Origin of the sequence: Terriglobus roseus (genome assembly GCF_900102185.1) — a bacterium.
In the GTDB taxonomy this organism is placed as follows: domain Bacteria; phylum Acidobacteriota; class Terriglobia; order Terriglobales; family Acidobacteriaceae; genus Terriglobus; species Terriglobus roseus_A.
In genome coordinates this window covers 2,659,217-2,680,369 of sequence record NZ_LT629690.1, presented here as the reverse complement: position 1 = coordinate 2,680,369, position 21,153 = coordinate 2,659,217, and the positions used below count along the sequence as shown (strand labels likewise).

Genomic DNA, 21,153 nt, shown 5'->3' with positions numbered 1-21,153 from the left:
TGGCCTGCGTAACCCTTCGTTTCTAAAACCACCCCGTACAGGGAGAGGTCCATGTTTCCAAAGCCTTCATACCGCGTATTGGCTCTCAGTGCAGTACTCTTGGCTCCCATCACCATGACTGCGCAGATCGACCGTGCCGAATTGAACGGAACGATCACAGATTCCTCGGGCGCCGCAGTGTCACACGCGAGTGTGACGATAACGCAAGAAGGAACTAATCAAACACGTCAGACTGTTACCAATGCCCATGGTCAATACGTCGTCTCTTCTTTGCCCATAGGACGCTTCACCGTTGTCTTCCAAGGGGCCGGATTCCAGGATCTGCGTGTCGCTGACCTCGACCTGCATTCGGGAGACATTCGTACTGTCAATGGAACGATGCAAATTGGGACCGTTTCGGAGGTGGTTTCGGTTGAAGCTGACCGTGACGGCGCACAACTCAATAAGAGCGATGCGACCTTGGGCGATACAATCCAGTCGGTCCAGGTTTCTCGTCTCCCCTTGAATGGCCGCAATCTTACGAATCTCGAATTGTTGGCTCCCGGCGCCATTGACTCTGGTTCGGGTGCACAGTCTTCCATCCGCTTCGCGGGCAATGGCACAGACGATAATAATTTCCGACTTGATGGTGTGGACGCTAGCGGCATCTTCCACGCTTCATTGAAGTCTGCTTTGCGCCTGCAGTTTTCTACCGAAGCGGTAGCAGAGTTCAAGGTGGACTCTGGTGGCTACGGCGCGGACACGGGCGGTTCGGCGGGAGCTCAGGTCAGCCTCATTTCGAAGACAGGCACAGACGCCTTCCACGGAAGCGTATTTGATTATTTCCGCAATAATTACTTCGATGCAGCGGGTCCGTTCAAGTCATCGACGAAGCGGCCTGTCTTCCAGCTCAATCAGTATGGAGCCAGTATTGGCGGTCCTATTATTAAGGACCGCACCTTCTTCTTCATAAACTATGAAGGCTTTCAGCAGCACTTAGGAGGCGTCCCTCAGACAGGGCTTGTTCCCAGCCCCGCCTTTCGTGCAACCGTTGCGGCGGCGCAACCCTCTTTGGCTCCTATCGTTAATGCATACCCCGCAGGTATGGCCCCTACGTCCGATCCAAATGTATATACCTACATCGGTGTTGTCCCAAGTCCAAATAGCGAGAATGCAGGAACGATTCGAATCGACCATCGGTTCACTGGAAACGATTCTGCATATGCCCGTTACAACATTGACGACGGCGCCTCGACAAGCGCATTGAATGCGCTCTCTCAAGCAGTCAGCGTAAAGTCACGACTGCAGAACTTTGTGCTTGAAGAGTCCCATGTCATCAGCCCTCGCGCCATCAATGAAGTGCAATTTGGGTTCAATCGGAATGTCTACATCCAATCGCAGAAAACCGGTCTCCCTTTTAATTTCTCCATCACCGGCCTCACATCCCTCAACGAGAACTACAGCAAAGAACAAGTCGGCCAATCTGAATCCGTGAATGAAACGGTGACATGGACAAAGGCCAATCACACACTGAAGTTCGGTGCTGAAGTCGAGTTCATCCTCTTCAACGAACAAAATTCTGTTGATGGGACGGCGTCCTTTCTTAGTTTGAGCGCATTTCAGGCCAACCAACTCAACACCTTCCAAACGACGGCAGCATTGCCGGACAAGGGAATGCATAAGACCCATGTGGCTGGATATGCGCAGGATCAGTGGAAGGCGACGCGCGCCCTCACCGTCAGCTATGGTTTGCGCTACAACTATTTCTCGCCATTTCATGAGGTACATAACAGCGCCATCGCGTTTGACATTGCAGAGTGCGGCGGCTACTGCAGTTTCGGTGGACTCTTCTATCACCCGAACTATCTAAGCTTCGATCCTCGTGCATCGATTGCGTACTCGCCTGATGCATTGAAAGGGAATACTGTCTTTCGTGCTGGATTTGGCGTGTATCACGGCGAGGTGCAGCTTGGTGATGAAGATAGCCCTGCAGTTAACAACGAACCATCGACCTTGCTGACCAGCGGTGTTCAGTCGAACGGTACGTTCGTGCAATACTCGTATCCCGTCGACCCAGCGCTCACGCCTTCGACAGGACTAGCGCTCACGCCCCGCTCGATGGCACTGCATCATCCGGATTCTTATGTCGAGCAATGGACGGCTTCGGTGCAGCAAGCGTTTCCTGGGCAGACAGCACTGACCATGACCTATCTGGGCTCGCATGGTGTGCACCTCTTTCGCAGAAGCTACACAAACCTGATCGACCCAGCGACGAACAAACGACCTTTACCGCAGTTTCCCAGCCAGATTGATACCAAGTACAACCAGGGGATGTCGACATTCAATGCTGTAGTCGTAAGTCTGTCGCGCCGCTTCCACAATGGGCTCTTCTTTGGTAGTCACTACATGTACTCTCATGCGCTCAATGACGGCTCAGTTGGTGCTGGCGATGGCGATGCGGCGCAGAATCTATCCTGCTTCCGATGTGAATATGCAAGCAGCGACTTTGATGCGCGCAATAGTGGAAATGTGAGCGCAGTCTACGATCTGCCTTTCGGTCGCGGCAGAACCTATCTAAACAACGCGAGCAAGGCTATGGATCTGCTTGTCGGCGGTTGGTCGATCAACACGCTCTATTTCGCTCGCGCCGGATTTCCGATTAACGTAACGCTCTCGCGGCCCGCCAGCGAATTGCCTGATGGCAACAACCAAAGTCAACGGCCGAATCGTATCGCGGGCGTACCTCTCTATCTGCCGAATCGCAGTACTACTCAGTGGATCAATCCAGCGGCGTTCGCCTTGCCTGCAATTGGGACTTGGGGAACTGCGGGGCGCAACATCGCAAATGGCCCCGCTCTATGGCAGAACGACACGGCAATCGAAAAGTCATTCCATGCGACGGAGAAGAGCAACATCCTTTTTCGAGCCGAGGCCTTCAATATGTTCAATCGAGCGCAGTATGCAAGCCCATCCGCGGCTCTGAGCGTAGTCACCACAGGTGGCGTGCGAACTCTGAGCGTGCCCAAGAGCTTTGGCTTGATTACTTCTCCCGTCAACTCTGCAGGACTTGTCGGCTCAGGTACGCCGCGCGTTCTCGAGTTCTCACTCCGACTCAACTATTAACGAATCAGGATGAATTCAATGAAACTCACGCACGCTATTCTGTCGCTTCTTGCGCTCACGACTTGTTTTGTCTCGGCTCATGCGGCAGCAGACAAACGGGAACCGCTGACACTGCTACGGACGACCTACCTTCCAGACGTGGTCGGCGACTTTGATCACTTCGCGGTTGATGTGAAGCGAAACCATCTCTTCGTCGCCGCTGAGATACACAAATCCATCGAGATGTTCGACCTCCGGACCGGAGAGCATCTGCGGAGCATCGGTGGATTCAAGACGCCACACTCCATCGCCTTTGCGCCAAGCAAAGACGAACTGATGATCTGTGACGGTGGAGATTCTTCTCTCGTACTCATCTCGGGCGAAGACTTCCATCGCCTCGATCGTATTCAGCTGGTCGACGGCTCAGCAACAGGCAAGGGCGATTCTCCGGATGCTGCTTATTTTGATTCAGAGAATCGGCTGTATTACATCGGGAACGGTGGGGTCTCGGCGAACCTACCTGATTCTGTCATCTCGATCTTCTCCGTCGATGAGAACAAACTGATCGGATCGATTGCAATTCCTGGGAACAACGTGGAGAGTATGGTGGCGGACAAGGCTCACAACCGCCTCTACGTAAACATTCGGGATAAGAAACAGATCGGTGTCGTGGACCTGAATGCACGCAAGGTGATTGACACATGGACAACGCCGGAATTGAGTGGAAATACAGCACTGACCATGGACAAAGAGTCGCAGCACATTTTCGTTGCCGGCAGAAAGCCTGGTCTGTTTTACGTCTTCGATAGCACTGGCAAAGTGGTCTCGAAACAGGACTGCGTCAATATCAACGATGACATGACGTGGGATCCAATACTTAAGCGTGTCTACGTCAGCGGAACACAGGGTCTATCGATCTTCCACCAGGACGATCCGAACACGTACACCGCAATCGCAAACATCCCCACGAATGGTGGAAAGACCTCCTATTACGTTCCGCAGGTACATCGTTTCTTCGTTATCCATCCCAAGACGGATGTGGACATCGCAGCTCTCCTTGTCTATCGCGTCAATCCGTAGGTGTCACTTGTCTCCAGTTAGAAACCGTATGCTTGCGGCTTCCTTGCTCCTTGCCGTGCTTTCCTCGCCTGCTCAACAGCAAGCGAGGAAAGCACCGTTTTACTTCAGGTCGGATCAACTGCACATTGATCTCAGTCTTGCTCCGCCTCCAGTAATAGGGTCACCTCAGGATATGGCGGAGTTGGTCGAGATCCTGAAGTTCCAAGATGCGCGCACTGAACAAGATGTGCTTCGTGCCAAGCAGGACGATACAGAAGAAGACATGTTTATCTTCGTCGATGTTATGGGGCCAAACTTCACGTCTGCACGGCTGCCTGCAATGGCTCAGCTATCGCGTCGTCTCAAGAACGACTCGGAGATTGTGGATCCACCTCTGAAGCATCACTTTGCTCGACCGCGTCCCTATGTGCGATCGGATCGAGTTCATCCCGTGTGTGCACTCAGCAAGGAGCCATCGTATCCAAGCGGTCATGCCATGCTGGGATATCTCTTCGCCTACGTCCTTGCCCAGATTGATCCGGAGAAGCATGACGCAATCTTGAGGCGGGCAGATGAATATGCTCACAATCGTCTCGTCTGCGGCGTCCACTACCAATCCGACGTTGAGGCAAGCCGCATCGCCTCAGCCATACTTTTCGGTGCAATGCTGAATGACCCCAGCTATCAACATGACGTTCAAGCGGCTCGCCAGGAATGGAATCGGAACAAACTGTAGGTAGGGTTAGCGGCACTACGCCGGTTGGAGTTCGGGCACTGATCAGCGTTACGGAACGCCAGATGCCACATACACTCCCTGTATCGTTCCACCAGCGCATCCGCAAATTAGTGTAAGGATGCGCTGGTGGACTCGGTACACTTCTTACTGGTTAAGGTAGAGCGAAGGCAACATACTCTCCTCCCGAAATGTCATGGACGGACTTGCCGCCGCCCGCCGCAATCACAACATATTCTTTACCGTTGACTTCATAGATGGCTGGAGTTGCGTTACCAGCGAAGGGGAGTGTCGTCTCCCAGAGTAGCTTCCCGGTCGCCTTGTCGAAGGCTCGGAACTTCTTGTCATAGTTCGTTGCCCCGATAAACAAAAGGCCACCGGCAGTGACGACACCGCCGCCGTAGTTTTCGGATCCAGTGTTTTTCAAACCTTTAGCAGCCAATTCCGGATACTCTCCCAATGGAATTTGCCAGGCGAATGTGCCCTTGTTGAGATCGATCGCCGTGAGAGTTCCCCAGGGCGGTGTGATCGCAGGATAGCCATCAGGATCGAGAAAACGAGTTGAGCTGCCAAGCATGTATCGCTGCTGCGAAGCGGATGAAGTTGCGCTAACGATGTTGTCGTTACCCTTGAGGACATATTCCGCAATCGCATTCATCTCGAGCGCGTTAAGTTGAGGAAACGCGGGCATTCGTCCGTTGCCGCCACGGATCAGCGTAACTACTTCACGGTTAGTCAACCGCTGATCCAGGCGAGTCAGCGCTGGAACGTCCGGCGGATTGCCAGATAAGTTGGCGTTGTGGCAGCCGGAGCAATTTGCGGTGTAAAGACTTTTCCCGCTGTTGGAAGCTGACGGTGGAGGTCGCTTTGCGATCTTCACAATCCACGCCATTTCATTGGCGTTTGTGTAGAGCAATCCAGTTTCAGGATCAAACGATGGCCCACCCCATTCCTGGCCGCCATCCGATCCAGGAAACAGAACAGTCCCTTGAAGGGTCTGGGGAGTGAATTGACCATTGCTCACAACCGATTGGAACTGCCGGAGAACTGCAGCGTGCGCTTCCGGTGTGCGGTTGGTGATGTCCCTTTCCGTCATGGTCTGACGTGCAAAGGCTGGCGGAGCTATGGGCAAGGGTTGGGTAGGAGACGTAATCTCGCCGGGGATTGTGCTGCTGGGATAGGGCTTCTCTTCAATCGGGAACAGCGGTTTTCCAGTGACACGATCAAAGACGAAAACGTGACCAGTTTTGGTTGTTTGTGCGACAGCGTCAATGACCTTGCCGTTTCGTTTGATTGTGACGAGCGCGGGCGGTGCATTGAGATCCCTGTCCCAGATGTCGTGATGAACAAACTGGTAGTGCCAGATACGCTTCCCGGTGTTTGCATCGAGAGCCACAAGTGAATTTGCAAACAGGTTATTTCCTACGCGGTCGCCGCCGTAGAAATCAGGAGCAGCAGAACCAAGCGGTACGTAAGCGATACCTCGCTTGCGATCAAGACTTAATCCTGCCCAGTCGTTCGCAGCGCCGCTGTATCTCCATGCATCTTTAGGCCAGGTTTCATAACCAAATTCGCCCGGATGGGGAATGGTGTGGAACTGCCAGCGGATCTTGCCTGTGCGTACGTCAAAAGCGCGAATGTCCCCAGGGAATGCCGGAAGTTGTTCGGCGATCATACTGCCGCAGATGAGCATGTCTTTGTAAATGACGCCCGGAGTCGACATGGTGACAAAAAGGCCTTCTCCTTCGTGTCTGAGACCGATTCTGAGATCGACACGTCCTTTGTCTCCAAAGCTCTCAACGAGCTTTCCGGTCTTGGCCTCAATGGCGTAGAGATACTGACGGAAGGTTACGAAGATACGACTGTCTTTTCCACTCGCATCCGACCAATAAGTAACGCCGCGATTTCGCGTACTTCCAATCTCTTTCGTCCCCGCTGCCGGATCGAACGTCCACAATTGCTTGCCGGTGGCAGCATCCAAAGCGAACACTTTAACTGAGGGACTGAGGCCGTAAAGAACCCCGTGGATGATGAGTGGATTCGATTCAAACTCCCTTTTCGATTTTGATACTTCGCCTGTATCGAATGTCCAGGCAACTTTAAGGGTCTGGACATTCGTGCGATCAATCTGGGTAAGCCTGGAATAGTGGATGGAGTCAGGTCCCCCTTGATATGCGCCCCAGTCCTTTGTGGTTCCGGGCTGCTGCGCGGGAATGCCAGCTGCGATAGCAAGCATGACGAGAGTGCTCCATTGCTGTAACAGAGAGCGTCGAAAGAAAGAATTCAAAGTAATAAAAGTCATTAGCCTGCGTTAGTCGTTCCGAAGGAGATTTGAAAGATGGATCCGATATTCTCGGAGCTCTTTACTGAAAGATCGCCACGATGGATGTCAGAAATCCACTTAGCGATTGAAAGGCCGAGACCTGAGCCTTCAGCCAACGTTCTTGCTCTGTCGACGCGGTAAAAACGACCGAAAATATTCGATAACGCGTCTTGCGGAATTCCAATCCCGTTGTCCTTAATATCGACACACGCTTCACTCCCGCCAGTCCGTAGACGGATGCTGATCTCACCGTCAATCGGCGTGTACTTGATTGCGTTATCCAACAGGATCCAGAAGAGTCGGCGAAGACTTGGTGGATCGCCCATGATCCAGGTAGGTTCATGCCGATCCACTTCGAGCGTGAGACTCTGTTGCTTGCTTTTTGCGAGCGGTGCAGCTCTTAGATACACGTCATCCAGAATGCCTTTGAGGTTCGTGCGAGTGAAGGTCATACCGGAATGGCCCGAATCACACCGTGCAAGTGTAAGCATGTCATTTAGAAGAGCAGTGGCTTCTTCACACTCCCGCAAGATTTGGGAAAAACATTCGGCACTCTCTTCCTCAAGCGGAAGATTCTTGAGCGCATATTCCGATTGCGTATAGATGTAAGAGATGGGGCTTCTCAATTCATGTGAGGCATCGGCGGTAAATCGCGTGATCTGCCCGACCGCGGTTTCCAATCGAGCCAGCATCTCATTACACGTCTCTGTCAATGCCTCAAGTTCATCCCCGGAGTGAAGTGCGGGAAGTCTTCTTGAAAGATTCCCGATGCTGATTAAACGGACGGATGCGATCAATCGTGCAACCGGTCTGAGCGCGCGAGTGCTCAGGAAAAAACCGATGGCTGCAGAGAAGATCAAGAGGATGGGGGCTGTCCACAGAAGGCCATGTTTGAACTGATTGACCAACACCCGGTTGTCGTTGAGTTGGCCACCAACAACGATTCGATAGTGCACCGTTCCAATGGTTACGGGTTCGGAGAGCATACGAAAGATCGCGTTCTGATATTTGACCTTGGAGAAGAGGCGATCTTGCGGCGTGACACCAGACGGCCATGGGAAGGTATCGGATGGGTCTTGCACCACCGGATAGAGCCGTTTGCCGTCTACATCAAATACGTGAATCAGATTTCCTTCTGGAGTGGCTGCGGCGAAATCATCAAATCTCTGCACACACAGCGGGCTGCCTACGTGACAGTTAGTGAGTAGAGTGACGGCACGGTTCGCACGGTGAAGAAGGGTCTTGTCTCTGCCTGCGGCAAGAGAGTACGAAAGCTCCAAGTACATGGCAACGCCAAACACGAGAAAGCCGAGAACAAACGCGGTAGAAAACCATACGGTCAACCGCAGAGAGATCGAGCTTCTTCGTTTCATACTTGGGCTTGCCGAAGCGTATAGCCGACGCCGCGAATGGTGTGAAGAAGCTGCCGCTCGCCGTCGGAAGCGATCTTGTTGCGCAGCGCTCGCATGTAGACGTAGAGCGATGTGTCACTCACATCGGCACCGAGTCCCCATGCCGCTTCCACTAGCACATCTTTCGTAACAACCATGCCAGCGTTGCGGAGGAGTTTCTCCATCAGAGCGAATTCGATCCGACTGAGTGGCATTGATCGGCCCAACCGGCACAACTGATGTGTCGAGCGGTCAAGTGCCAAGTCTCGGAATTCCAGGCGTTCTGTCTGGATTACAGGCCGTCTGCGTGAAACTGCACGGATTCTGGCTAGCAGATTCGCTAGCGAAAATGGTTTGGTTAAGTAATCATCCGCTCCCAGGTCCAGGCCACGAACAATGTCTTCCATGGAATCACGCGCGGTAAGCATGATGGTGGGCGTCGTCAATCGCTCCGTGCGCAAAGTGTTTAGAACGGTGAAGCCGTCGATCCCGGGAAGCGCAACGTCCAGGAGAATCACGTCCAGGTGCGGTGACCGGCCATATTCCATAGCTTGTTCACCGTCGAAGGCAAGAGTGACGGTATGGCCGTCCCGCCGCAGGGCACGGTCCAGGAGGCGCGCCATCCGAGGGCGATCTTCCACAACCAAAATCTGCATATGCCGAGACGTTAGAGGAAGCGCAAACCCAGAACGTGAAAAAACGGTAACAGGGCCATTTTTTTAGATTCAGCTTAAATTCATGTGTTGTTGTACCGAAATGATCGTTTCAACGCAGCCCATGCCAAGAAGAGAATTCCTGCGAAAGGCCTCGCTTTTCGCGGTATCTTTCGTTCCGCAAACACAACTCATCTCGCGGTTCAAAGTTGGGCTCGTTCCCTTTGGCAAGACCACGGTTGAGACAGGAGTGCAGGACTTCTGGAATCACGCACATGAAGTAGCTGCGCTTGGAGTGCATGACATCGAGTTCAACAACACTCGTGCACAGATTGCAGAAGCGTACCTGCGACGCTTGCCCGAGCTTCGCGAAGGGATGTCCGCTCTTGGAATCCGTATGCCTGGCCTGGCGCAGTACAGCCATATGGACAAACAATCTGAGTTGGAAGCAATTCGGCAGCAACATCTGTTGTTGGGAGAGTTTATGTCGAAGATTGGAGGCCACTACATCACACATATGATTGCGCCTTCATCGATCCTCAACGAAGTGGCAGATGAAGCGGCATACAGTCAGATCGACCTGAAGACATGGATTAAGAACCTGAACGAAGTGGCGCGGAACGTCTTTGAGCAATGGGGAGTGAAGCTTGCGTATCACCCGGAACAAAGGGAAGTGAATCATCATCTGTATGAGCAGGTTCTGCAATCCACCGACGAACGTTTTGTTCACTTCGTAGCGGACGTGGGGCATCTGGCCGCAGGCGGAGAGGATGCAGTGGAAGCTTGCAAGAAGTATCGGAAACGCCTGGTTGCTGTGCATCTGAAGGATTTCTCGCCTACGCCTCCGAATGGATCTGTCCTGAAGGCGGGCGATGTGGCCTTTGGCAAAGGCAATGTCGATTTGGCTGGCATCGTGGCGGAACTGAAACGAAGTCGATTTACGGGGTGGGTCATGGGAGAAAGTGGGGCTGGCGATGAGGCCATGTATCGCTATATGACTGAGAACCTAAGGCTCACATTCTGAATGTGAGCCATGACGCGCTCGTGTGAATCTCTATTCATAGAGCAGATTTCCCAAGGTTATTTTTAGATTCGCTTGTTGTAATGCACTTCTGATGCCGGCCCTCTGACACGGACTGTCTCAGTTGAGTTCATGGAGACCAGCGAATGCTGCGGAAGATGTTCCTGTTGTTGATTTCCTGCTCGCCAGTTGTCGCGCAGACACCAGCACCCACGATCCACGCCATTCAAGTGTTGATTGTCACTGGGCAGGACAAGCATCCATGGCGCGAAACGAGCCCGTATCTCAAAGGGCTGCTCGAGGCCACCGGGAAGTTTGAGGTGCGTGTCACGGAGGAATTTAAAGGAGCGGGTGAAGAGACACTGCGTCCGTATGATGTGGTTGTTCTGGACTATTCCGATGAGAAATTGAATGTGCCGGATTGGAGCGACTCCACTAAAGAGGCGCTACTGAACTTCGTCAGATCAGGGAAAGGGTTGGTGGTCTATCACCATTCGGCTGCATCCTTTCAGAACTGGACGGAGTACCGGCAGTTAGTTGGTTGTGTATGGAAGACAAGTGCCAGTTACCATGCGCCAGTTCATGATTACAAGGTAGACATCCGAGACTCGGACCATCCGATAACACGAGGGATGGCTTCATCTTTCATGGCAAAGACGGATGAGCTCTATGCAGGACTCGACTGTGTCCCACTTGGTGATCTGCACATTCTGGCGACGGGATGGGATGACCATTCTCAATATGTGGCGAAGCCACGAAGTCCAGCACCGGAACCAGGAAGCCCTTCGCGAGATGAACCGCTGTTGTGGACGCATGCCTACGGAAGTGGCCGTGTTTTTGCCACAATGCTTGGCAATGACATGCGCGCGGTACATACACCAGGTTTCATTTCCACGTTTGTTCGAGGCACCGAATGGGCCGCAACAAATGCCGTATCAATACCTCCGTTGCCCGAAGTCGCTAATGGTAGGCAGGCATCGCACTGAGTCCCTAAACACCTGATCAAAACGAAAACAAATCAAGAGAGCGATGATGAAGCGAATGAAGTTGATCGCGGTGCTCGCTGCCGCGTTACTAGGAGTCGTATCTGCGATACAGGCGGAGAGACGTTCTGCGGAAATCGTCTTTACCAGCAGAATGATTGACCCTGGAGCATTCGAGACTGCGGCCGTGGGAGACGTGAATAACGACGGACATCCAGACATCGTCTCCGGCGAAAACTGGTATGAGGGACCCCGTTGGATCAAGCATACGTTTCGGTCGATCGAATACTATCGCAACGCGACGGAAGACCTGACGGATCTTCTAGTCGACGTCAATCATGACGGATATCTCGACGTCGTCAGCTCGGCTTCGCATGGAAACCGTATCTGGTGGAACGAAAACCCAAAAGGAAAAACAGGTGAGTGGAAAGAGCATCTCATCGAGTCCGGTCACAGTATTGAGTTCAGTTTTCTCGTGAGCCTGGACCAGAACAGCAAGACACCCGCCGTGCTACCGCAGTGGGGAGGCCACACGATGGTCGATCCACTCGCGTGGTTTGAGATCACGAATGAGAGCGTCTTGAAACACGTTGTCAGCACCCGCAGTTATGGCCACGGCATTGGAGTTGGCGATCTAAACGGTGACGGCAGAAACGACATCATCACGCCATTTGGATGGCTAGAAGCGCCCGCTGATCCTCGAACGCCCAATTGGACGTTCCATCAGGAATTCAATCTTGAAAGCGTCGGTTACATCTACGCCCTTGACGTGAATGGTGATGGAAGAGTTGACCTGGTTACTTCGGTAGCCCATGACTATGGATTGTTCTGGATGGAAAACATGGGCGGCGGCAAGTGGCAGAAGCACGTCATTGATGACACGTGGTCTCAAGCGCATGCCATGACGATGGTGGATCTGAATGGCGATGGCAGACCTGACTTTGTAACTGGTAAGCGCTATATGGCTCACAACGGCAGCGACCCGGGCGAAAGGGAACCGCTGGGTATCTATTGGTACGAGTACCGTAAGGCTGCGGATGGATCAATCGAATGGATCAAGCACGTCATTGATTATGGCGGACGCATCAGCGCAGGAATGCAAATCGCAGTCGCCGATTTGGATGGCGATGGTGATCTGGATCTGGTGATGGGCGGGAAGACCGGACTTTTTCTTTTTGAAAATCAAACAAATTCTACGAACACCAGCAGGCACTAAGTACACATGCGATTTGTTGCAGGATTGTTGCTCCTTTGGTCTGTTTCTTCATGCATTGCGCAATCACCAGCGCCTTCGGCAGCGGCCATGTTCGAGTCACATTGCTCCATCTGCCATGGTGGAGATGGTAGCGGTGGCGGGCGAGCGCCTTCCTTGTTAGGCTTCGTTCGCTATCACACGGATCAAGAGCTTAAATCGCTGGTACATGATGGTCGGCTTGAACGGGGGATGCCAAGCTTTGACTTCTCTGCGGATGAGCAAAACCGGCTGCTTTCATACTTACGCACACTTGCTGGCTCGGATGCAGCGATGTCCACGGCTGGATACACGGGTAAGGCTCCAATGAAGGTGGGGAAACGCAAACCTCCTGCAGAACCTCATCCCGGCAGCATTCGTTTAGCAGATGGGAAAAGCCTCAATGGCACCGTCATCCAAAGTGACTACTCTGCGCAAGTACTCACTGCGGATGGGAAATATCATCTTCTGTCACGTGAGGGAGAACGCTACACGGAGAAGCCAATCCTCCCCAAGCGTGATTGGACAACTTACAACGGCAATGACTCTGGCAATCGCTACAGTACTCTCAACCAGATCAATACAAAGAATGTCGGCGGCATGTCGCTCGCCTGGCTGTTCCCATTTGATGCGAGTCGCTTGGAAACTACGCCAGTCGTCGTCGATGGTGTCATGTACATCACCGGCTGGAATGAGGCATACGCGTTGGACTCGACCACAGGGCAGCAACTGTGGATGTACCGTCAGCCACATACACCAGGGCTAGTCAGCGAGGCAGGGCGCGGCACGAATCGTGGAGTCGCTATCTGGAAGGATACCGTCTTCATGATCACAGATAACGCACACCTGTTAGCGCTCGACCGGCTGGATGGGCGCAAATTGTGGGATGTCGAAATGGGGTCTGTAGCTGCGGGATATAGTGCCACGGGGGCTCCTCTGGTCGTGGGGGATCTTGTCGTGAGTGGAGTGGCCGGTGGAGAAGAAGGCGCACGTGGATTCGTCTCGGCGTACAAAGCCAGTACCGGGGAGCGAGTGTGGCGTTTTTACTCCATTCCGAATCGCGGGGAGAAAGCTGCCGAGACATGGATTGGAAGTGCATTGGAACACGGATGCGGTGCGACATGGTTGACGGGCTCTTATGATGCGGACCTCGACCTTATCTATTGGACAACGGGTAATCCGTGCCCAGATTTCAACGGCGACGAACGCAAGGGAGACAATCTCTACACCAGTAGCGTTGTTGCTCTTTCAGCCAAGACGGGCGAGTTGAAATGGCATTACCAGTTCACACCGCATGACACGCATGACTGGGACTCGGAACAACCCATCTTGTTAGTCGATCAACCATGGCACGGAAAGCCTCGGAAGCTTTTGATCCATGCAGATAGAAATGGCTTCTTCTTCGTCCTCGATCGCGTCAATGGTGAGTTGTTACTCGCGGAGCCTTTCGTTAAGGCTACTTGGGCAACTGGCTATGACCGCTCCGGCCGACCAATTCTTACCGATGCATCGGAGTCAAGCGAGACGGGAAGAGTGATCTGCCCGGCATCGAGTGGAGGAACGAATTGGTATTCGAGTTCATGGAACCCTCAGACGAATCTCTTCTATCTGCGAGCCAATGAATGGTGCGCCATCTACAAGAAACAAGCTGAGCCATTGGTCGACAATCGTTGGTACGGTGGTGTCGCTCCGAATCAATCGAATGCGGAGAGCTATTTACGCGCACTCGACATCCATACCGGGAAGAAAGTTTGGGAGATGCCGCTCTCGACGAACAATCGCGGCGGCGTACTCTCGACTGCTGGCGGGCTTGTGTTCGCAGGTGGACCTGGCGGAACGTTTCTCGTTCTTGATGCGCGCACCGGTAGAGATTTGAAACATATCTATGTTGGCCAGGATTGGCAGGCGTCTCCGATGACGTTCATGGTCGGTGGGAAGCAATTTGTGGCTCTCTCTGGCGTCAGCGGCGTGTTCGTGTTCACACTTACGCCTTGATGCGCAAAACACATGTCCCGCTTTGTGAATGTTCTTTCACAAAGCGCCGTTTCTTAGATTCCTTTTAGGTCCGCTTGCTGTAATCGCTCCGAACCTATCCATCAGGAGCGCTCATGCGAAACCTTGCAATTACTGGTTTTTCTTTTCTCATATGTCTGTCTCCGGCAATGGCCCAAACGGATCGTGCCACACTTACGGGAACCGTCACTGATGCGCAAGGCAGCTCCGTACGCGGCGCAGTGGTTACAGTGACCTCGGTGGCAAGCGGACTGACGTACAGGTCTGTGACGAACAGCGCCGGCGTCTATCTCATCAACTCTCTTCCCGTAGGCGACTACAAGGAAACCATCGTTGAGAGCGGCTTCCATCCGGTGCAGTTCAGCTCCTTCGCTCTCCAGATCGGTGAGACAAGAGAGATGAATGCGAAGCTCACGGTCGCTGCAGAAGACACCGTGATTCAGGTCAGCACAGAAGAAGACGATCTCAATCGCGTCTCCACTGAGATTGGTGGTGTGGTTCAGGGCGCGCAGCTGAATGAACTGCCGATGAACGGACGCAGCTTCGAGCGTCTGGAAGCAACCGTTCCGGGAGCCATTGATGCAGCGGGCAGCACGCAGGACCAGATTCGTTTTGTGGGCCTGTCCCAGGAAGACAACGGATTTCATATGGATGGTGTCGATGCATCGGGCATCAATCACCAGTTCGAGAAGCTCGATATGCGTCTGCAGATACCCGTGGAAGCCATCTCAGAGTTTAAGGCGAGTAGCGCAGCGTATAGCGCAGATCAGGGTGGTTCGGCGGGCGGTCAGATTGAGATCGTAACCAAGTCCGGTGGAGATCGGTTCCATGGATCTGCCTGGGAATATCTCCGCAACGATGTCTTCGACGCGAGACCCTGGAACTACAAGGGCCTTCCTAAGTTGCGGTTGAATAACTTTGGCGCCAACCTTGGAGGCCCGATTGTGAAAAAGAAGCTCTTCTTCTTTGCGAATTGGGAAGCATACCGCCAGGTGCTTGCTGCGCAGGTGACAGGCCTCGTTCCGACGCCTGCATACAGGACTGCCGTAATCGCAAAATCTCCTGCGCTTGCAACCATCATCAATTCCTATATCAACGCGGGAACGCCGACGAACGACCCCAATGCACTCTCCTTCACAGGTGCCGGCACAAACCCAGTGCAAGAAGACGCTGGTATGGTTCGTCTGGATTACAAACTGAGCAGCCGAACCAACATCTTTGGCCGCTACAGCACAGACCATTTCCGAACCACTGCGCCGAATGGAATCGAAATCACACCCACCGGTCAGCTTTCCTCTCTATTCAATACGTTGACGGCACCCAATGCAATCATCGACGTTTCGCACAACTTCACCTCAGAACTCTTCACAGACTTTCGCATTGGTTACAACCGTGATGAATTCAGCGAAGGTGGAGATCAAACCCTGCCCTACAACGTGGCGGTTACTGGCTTTGGAACGCTGACCACGCCTCCTACGGATGATCGATACGACACCGCATACAGCGTGGTGGACGATACAACCTTCGTGAAAGGGAACAATGTATTCAAGGGTGGCTTACGCGTTCGACGCATTCAGGAAAACAAGAACACGCCCAAGATTCCCGTTATCACCGCAACTTATCTCAACGAGAACAATTTTCAGCAGAACCTGATGGATTCGTATGCCTTTCAAGGTGCTTCTGCCATGACGGGGCAGCGTCAGACGGAATATGGTGCCTACTTCATGGACACCATCAAGCTGAAGCAGAATCTTATTCTTACCGCAGGTCTTCGTTACGATTTCTGGAGTGTGGATCATGACGTTCTTGGACGTGGTGTCGTCGTTGATCCTGCAACGTGTGCGAATATTCTGTGTCCCGCAGGGAGCGCATGGTATTTCCCCGATCGTAACAACCTTGCCCCACGCCTATCTGTCTCTTGGTCTCCAGCAGTCTTCCACAACAAGACAGTCATCAGCGGTGGTGGAGGCATCTACTATGGCCAGGGACAGTTCGGTCATCTTGGAGCTGCCGTAGGAAACATCCCTCAACGCTTCACGCTGGCTCAGACGACGACACCTGGGCTCAGCTTTCCGCTTGATCCCTTCCTCGGCAATGCCGCTTTCAGCGTTAGCCCTACAGCGCAGGATCGCAACCGTAAGGACGCTCAGATCAGTGAATGGACTCTCACTGTTCAGCAACAGCTCGCCAAGGGCACATCCATGACAGCTTCCTATATCGGAAGCGTGGGAAGCAGTCTGTGGAGCAACCTGGTTGCGAATGGTATCAACCCCTCGACCGGGAAGCGTCCGTATGCAAGCTATACCAATTCCACCTTTACATGGGACCGTACGCAGGGTACTCGCGCTTATAACGCCTTTGAGCTTGGTGTGCATCGGGATTACCGCACGGGCTTGTTGATCTCCGCGAATTATCAGCTTGCGCATTCCATCGACGATGGATCGGTGGGCGGAGCCGAGGCCATCAGCCCGCAGAATCAAAGCTGCATTCGTTGTGAGCGAGCGAATAGTCAGTTCGATATGCGCCACTACTTGACCGCAAGCGCGATCTGGCAACTTCCCATCGGACGCGGCCATGCTGTCCTTGGCAATGCGGGATCCTTTGTCAATGCACTTGTTGGTGGATGGCAGATGGCTGGCATCGGTAGCGTTCGCGGAGGTCTTCCTCTCAACGTGACATTGTCTCGTTCGGCTACGGCACTCCCCGATCAGATCAATAGCAATCAGCGCCCGAATCGCGTTCAAGGGGTACCACTTTATCCTGCCAATCGATCCACGAAACAGTGGTTGAATCCAGCCGCCTTTGCTGTGCCGGCCAATGGTACTTGGGGTAATGCGGGCCGCAACCTTGTGCGTGGACCCGGGCATTGGCAGGCGGATATGGCGCTACAAAAAACGGTCAAGCTTCGGGAGACTCTGAGCACGTCTTTCCGCGTGGAAGCCTTCAACGTCTTCAATGTCGCGCAGTATGGAAGCCCTGTGGTCGCTCTGACTTCGACTGGATCCGGAAACAATCTGCAGATTGCGCCTGCCAACTTTGGATTGATTAACAGCGCTTTCAGCACCGTTCCGACTGGAAGCGGAACGCCCCGTCAACTCGAATTAAGCCTTCGCATCGATTACTAACGCCAAAGGCCGCGACCGCAACAATGGGGCGCGGCCCTTGTGTCTAACCACACGCAAACGGAGAAGAGAGTGAATCTAAACAAAGTTCTAGTTGCAGTGCTTGTTGCCGGATCGACCGGCCTTGTGATGCATGGCCAAAGTCCCGCCTCGAAGCCGCCGCTTCCAAAAGTTTTTCGTTTTCTGAAGCCTTCAGATGCCATTCCAGCACAACTGCTTCCGCCCCCTGCTGCCGACGGTTCCGCAGCACAGCAGCGTGAGATGGCTGAGGTGAAACGCACAATTCAAACTAGGACCAAAGAGCGATACGATCAGGCACATTGGGATGCGAATCATGAAGATCCAACTCCTTGGCAGTCTGCGATCGGTGCTGACTTCGACCTGAAGAAACTTCCAGCCACAGCAAAGTTGCTTGCGGACGTACTGAACGATCAGACCGTTGCAACCAGCGAGGCAAAGGACTACTTCAAACGAAAGTTCCCTGTTGCTGCAGCAATGCCTGGGGACACCTATTCACAATGGACATGCGATGATGTCGACCGCAAGCCTGAGGCACGCCCGCTGCGCTCTTATCCTAGTGGTCACGCCACCATGAGTTACACGTTCGGTGTCGTGCTGGCAGCGCTGATCCCCAACAAGGCGCAGATAATCCTCGCTCGCTCAAGTGACTATGCCTATAGCCGCGAAGTCTGTGGCGACCATTATCACTCAGACGTTGTTGCAGGCCAGGTGCTGGGAACGACCCTCGGAACCCTTCTGCTGCACAATGAAGCTCTGAAGCCGGAGCTGGAAGCTGCAAGACAAGAACTGCAGCGCGCACAGATCGCAAAATAGCATCCGTTCTCCGGGCCAGCGTTTCTACGCTGGCCTTTCTTTTTCTCTCCGAAATTTCACCTTACATCGTAGAAGTCTTGTCATCGCCTCAGGGGAAATTCAGGTGTCCCGGCATACGCTTACACGCATGAAGTTCAGAGCCCATTTCTGTAAGTACGCATTGGCCGGCTCCGTTTGGCTCCTCTTGCCAGTTTCTCTTCTCTCCCAAGCGGATGTTGCAGGACATGTGTCAGACCCCGATGGCGCCAATGTATCCGGTGCAATGGTTGTCTTCACTTCGAACCAGCATCCGCGTTCTGTGGCTTCTGATGGCAATGGGAACTTCCAGCTGCATCACATCCCGGCTGGTGTTTATCGCGTTCACATCAATGCGACGAATGGATTCACCGCTTACGATCACACACTTACTGTTGGCAGCTCTCCGATCAATATATCGATCCAACTGAAGATCGATTCGGTAACGCAAGAAGTTGTGGTCGCCCCCGAGCAGGAAGCGATCTCTCTGGAGAACGCGGATAACCGGGATCAAATCAAAGCCGATGCAAGTCTCTTGCAATCGGTTCCCGTGTTTGATCAGAACTATGTTGCAGCGTTAACACCATTTCTCGATCAGACAACTGTTGGTACAGGCGGAGTGACGATCAGGGTTGATGGTGTTGAGCGGAAGACTACAGGAGTGTCGGCATCTGCGATCGCTGAAGTCCGCATCAACAGTGACCCGTACAGCGTGGAAACAAGACAGCCGGGCCGCGGACGGATTGATATTGTCACAAAGCCAGGAACACCCAGAATTCACGGCAGTCTGAACTTCACCTTCCGCGATTCGGTAACCGATGCAAAAAACTACTTTGCGCTTGCCAGGCCATTCGAACAGAAGCGTATTTATGAGGGCTCGATTACCGGGCCAGGAGCACCGGGCGGTCACACAACATTCTTGTTGTCAGGTACGCGACAGGAGGACAATCTCCAGTCGATTGTTCACGCCATCACGCCCACGGGAGTGTTCGACGCAAACGTCCCCACGCCAATGCACGATACAGAGTTTGCGGCCCGTATCTCGCATGACTTCTCGCAAGCTAATCGTGTCTCTCTGCAATACAACGTCAGCGACGTCGTCACCCGCAATCAGGGTGTGGGCGGTCTTGTCCTTGCTGAAGCAGGCATCAATCAGAGAGTGCGGGAAGACGATGTTATCTTCACGCAGCGCATAATCGTAACTCCCACTCTCATCAACCAGATGCAACTGTTCTACGAACAGGACTACGGTCCAAGTCGCAGTGTGACGAACGCTCCAAAGTTAATTGTGGACGGCAACTTCACCAGTGGCGGAGCGCAGGCTGACACGCTTCAAAACGAAAACAATTTGAAGATCAATGACACGGTGAGTTGGGCTCACGGTCATCATTACGTCACCTTTGGAGTAAACATCCCAAACCTGAGCCGTCGAGCTTGGCACGACGATACGAATAGACTCGGAACATTTAGCTTCGCAAGCTTGAACGACTATCAAGCGAATCGGCCTTACTCATTCACCCAACAAGCTGGCCCCGGGAAGTCCATTTTTTGGATGAATGAACTCGGCTCCTTCGTTCAAGATCAAATGCAGGTAAACAAGAATCTCCAGGTCTCATTTGGCGTTCGTTACGATTGGCAGACGTACTTCAAGGCTTGGAATGACTTTGGTCCACGCGGATCGTTCGCCTATGGATTCAACGACAAGAAAGCGGTGCTCAGAGGTGGTGTGGGTGTCTTTTTCGATCGCAGCGGTGCGCCTCCCGAGGCCGACCTGAACAGATATAACGGAGTCACGATCCGATCGGTAACGCTGCTCAATCCGGGATATCCCAACCCCTATCCGGCGAACGCTGACATCAATTCGTTCCCAACAAACTTGGTCACCTTGGAACCAGGTGGACGGGTGCCATATGCATTGAATTACAGTCTTACGCTCGAACGCCAATTGCTAAAAGGGCTCACTTTCGCGGCAACGTATCGTGGGACAAAAGGAATAGCACTCCTGCGTTCAAGGAACGTCAACGCACCATTGCCTCCGCTGTACGCCGTTCGCCCGACCCCTTCGCTCGGCATTGTTCGACAGATCGAATCGGAAGGCCGACAAATCGGCAACGGATTAGATCTGACAGTTCAGGGGAAGGCCGGGAGATGGTTTACCGGTATGCTCCAATATTCATTCAGCCATACGAATAACGACACGGGAGGCGTCACTTGGTTTGCTGCAAACCAGTACTCCATGGCCGGAGAATATGGACGCTCCGATCTTGATCAACGCCATCGGTTCAATCTGCTGGGAGCGTTTAACAAGGATCATTGGCTGAATCTTGGCATGGCAGTCAAACTATATACCGGGCTGCCCTATACGGAGACCGCTGGTGTCGATCGTTACAACACAGGCCTTCTCAACGCGAGGCCTGACGGTATATCGCGTAATACGCTACAGGGCAGCAGGACGGCATCGCTTGATCTGCATTGGGCAAAAGAGCGTGAATTGAAGTTAAAAAACGGCGATGTCCAGACGAAGCTGAATTTCTCCGTGGATGCATTCAACGTGACAAACACAACGTCATTCACTTCGTTTGTGGGTAATGTCCGTTCCTCTCTCTTTTCCCAGCCGAGTACCGCCATGCCGGCGCGAAGGCTGCAGTTTGGCGTGGGAGCTAGTTTTTAAAAAATGGCCAGAGGATGGAGTTC

Annotated in this window: 13 protein-coding genes and 1 pseudogene; 11 read left to right on the top strand and 3 right to left on the bottom strand. The window is 53.2% G+C overall.

The genetic code is table 11. The features are described from left to right. Positions 1-51 precede the first annotated feature (51 nt). The 3 genes from BLT38_RS11155 (at position 52) to BLT38_RS11145 (ending at position 4,876) form a co-directional block, all read left to right on the top strand. Positions 52-3,102 carry a TonB-dependent receptor gene (locus tag BLT38_RS11155; RefSeq protein WP_083345244.1) on the top strand — a complete coding sequence of 1,017 codons (3,051 nt, stop codon included), beginning with the start codon at positions 52-54 and terminating at the stop codon, positions 3,100-3,102. A gap of 18 nt (positions 3,103-3,120) precedes the next feature. Continuing rightward, positions 3,121-4,161, top strand: coding sequence for a YncE family protein (locus BLT38_RS11150; protein ID WP_231966431.1), 1,041 nt, complete (start codon positions 3,121-3,123; stop codon positions 4,159-4,161). A gap of 172 nt (positions 4,162-4,333) precedes the next feature. Next, positions 4,334-4,876, top strand: coding sequence for an acid phosphatase (locus tag BLT38_RS11145; protein ID WP_172838236.1), 543 nt, complete (start codon positions 4,334-4,336; stop codon positions 4,874-4,876). Positions 4,877-5,027: 151 nt separating this feature from the next. On the opposite strand, the gene BLT38_RS11140 is transcribed toward BLT38_RS11145, so the two are convergent. From BLT38_RS11140 to BLT38_RS11130, 3 genes are all read right to left on the bottom strand, one after another. Then, positions 5,028-7,109: a PQQ-binding-like beta-propeller repeat protein gene (locus BLT38_RS11140; protein WP_156785101.1), complete on the bottom strand. Its 2,082-nt coding sequence runs from the start codon at positions 7,107-7,109 to the stop codon at positions 5,028-5,030. A gap of 65 nt (positions 7,110-7,174) precedes the next feature. Further along, entirely contained in the window at positions 7,175-8,152 is a 978-nt protein-coding gene (locus tag BLT38_RS11135) for a sensor histidine kinase (protein ID WP_172838235.1), read from the bottom strand. 413 nt (positions 8,153-8,565) lie between these two features. Next, the gene (locus BLT38_RS11130; RefSeq protein WP_083345239.1) at positions 8,566-9,243 is read right to left on the bottom strand and encodes a response regulator transcription factor; all 678 of its coding nucleotides are present in this window, start codon (positions 9,241-9,243) and stop codon (positions 8,566-8,568) included. A gap of 121 nt (positions 9,244-9,364) precedes the next feature. Between BLT38_RS11130 and BLT38_RS11125 the strand changes: the two genes are divergently transcribed. The 8 genes and pseudogenes from BLT38_RS11125 (at position 9,365) to BLT38_RS11095 (ending at position 21,130) form a co-directional block, all read left to right on the top strand. Further along, on the top strand, positions 9,365-10,264 hold the full coding sequence (locus BLT38_RS11125; RefSeq protein ID WP_172838233.1) for a sugar phosphate isomerase/epimerase family protein: 900 nt from the start codon (positions 9,365-9,367) through the stop codon (positions 10,262-10,264). A 143-nt stretch (positions 10,265-10,407) separates the two neighbouring features. Continuing rightward, entirely contained in the window at positions 10,408-11,247 is an 840-nt protein-coding gene (locus BLT38_RS11120) for a ThuA domain-containing protein (RefSeq protein WP_083345237.1), read from the top strand. 43 nt (positions 11,248-11,290) lie between these two features. Further along, positions 11,291-12,460 carry an FG-GAP repeat domain-containing protein gene (locus BLT38_RS11115; RefSeq protein ID WP_083345236.1) on the top strand — a complete coding sequence of 390 codons (1,170 nt, stop codon included), beginning with the start codon at positions 11,291-11,293 and terminating at the stop codon, positions 12,458-12,460. 6 nt (positions 12,461-12,466) lie between these two features. Continuing rightward, positions 12,467-12,730: pseudogene (locus BLT38_RS21180) on the top strand (c-type cytochrome); the annotation flags it as partial. Between the two features lie 39 nt (positions 12,731-12,769). Further along, positions 12,770-14,470: a pyrroloquinoline quinone-dependent dehydrogenase gene (locus BLT38_RS11110; protein WP_231966430.1), complete on the top strand. Its 1,701-nt coding sequence runs from the start codon at positions 12,770-12,772 to the stop codon at positions 14,468-14,470. Between the two features lie 113 nt (positions 14,471-14,583). After that, positions 14,584-17,613 carry a TonB-dependent receptor gene (locus BLT38_RS11105; protein WP_083345234.1) on the top strand — a complete coding sequence of 1,010 codons (3,030 nt, stop codon included), beginning with the start codon at positions 14,584-14,586 and terminating at the stop codon, positions 17,611-17,613. Between the two features lie 69 nt (positions 17,614-17,682). Next, on the top strand, positions 17,683-18,444 hold the full coding sequence (locus BLT38_RS11100) for a phosphatase PAP2 family protein (protein WP_083345233.1): 762 nt from the start codon (positions 17,683-17,685) through the stop codon (positions 18,442-18,444). Between the two features lie 226 nt (positions 18,445-18,670). After that, complete coding sequence (locus tag BLT38_RS11095) at positions 18,671-21,130, top strand: TonB-dependent receptor (RefSeq protein WP_231966429.1); 2,460 nt, start codon at positions 18,671-18,673, stop codon at positions 21,128-21,130. Positions 21,131-21,153: the final 23 nt, after the last annotated feature.

What these genes read in the sequence shown, in the direction of transcription:
- BLT38_RS11110 (WP_231966430.1), top strand. Translation starts at nt 12,770, where the DNA reads ATGTCCACGGCTGGATACACGGGTAAGGCTCCAATGAAGGTGGGGAAA.
- BLT38_RS11105 (WP_083345234.1), top strand. Translation starts at nt 14,584, where the DNA reads ATGCGAAACCTTGCAATTACTGGTTTTTCTTTTCTCATATGTCTGTCT.
- BLT38_RS11120 (WP_083345237.1), top strand. Translation starts at nt 10,408, where the DNA reads ATGCTGCGGAAGATGTTCCTGTTGTTGATTTCCTGCTCGCCAGTTGTC.
- BLT38_RS11140 (WP_156785101.1), bottom strand. Translation starts at nt 7,109, where the DNA reads ATGCTTGCTATCGCAGCTGGCATTCCCGCGCAGCAGCCCGGAACCACA.
- BLT38_RS11150 (WP_231966431.1), top strand. Translation starts at nt 3,121, where the DNA reads ATGAAACTCACGCACGCTATTCTGTCGCTTCTTGCGCTCACGACTTGT.
- BLT38_RS11115 (WP_083345236.1), top strand. Translation starts at nt 11,291, where the DNA reads ATGATGAAGCGAATGAAGTTGATCGCGGTGCTCGCTGCCGCGTTACTA.
- BLT38_RS11155 (WP_083345244.1), top strand. Translation starts at nt 52, where the DNA reads ATGTTTCCAAAGCCTTCATACCGCGTATTGGCTCTCAGTGCAGTACTC.
- BLT38_RS11145 (WP_172838236.1), top strand. Translation starts at nt 4,334, where the DNA reads ATGGCGGAGTTGGTCGAGATCCTGAAGTTCCAAGATGCGCGCACTGAA.
- BLT38_RS11130 (WP_083345239.1), bottom strand. Translation starts at nt 9,243, where the DNA reads ATGCAGATTTTGGTTGTGGAAGATCGCCCTCGGATGGCGCGCCTCCTG.
- BLT38_RS11125 (WP_172838233.1), top strand. Translation starts at nt 9,365, where the DNA reads ATGCCAAGAAGAGAATTCCTGCGAAAGGCCTCGCTTTTCGCGGTATCT.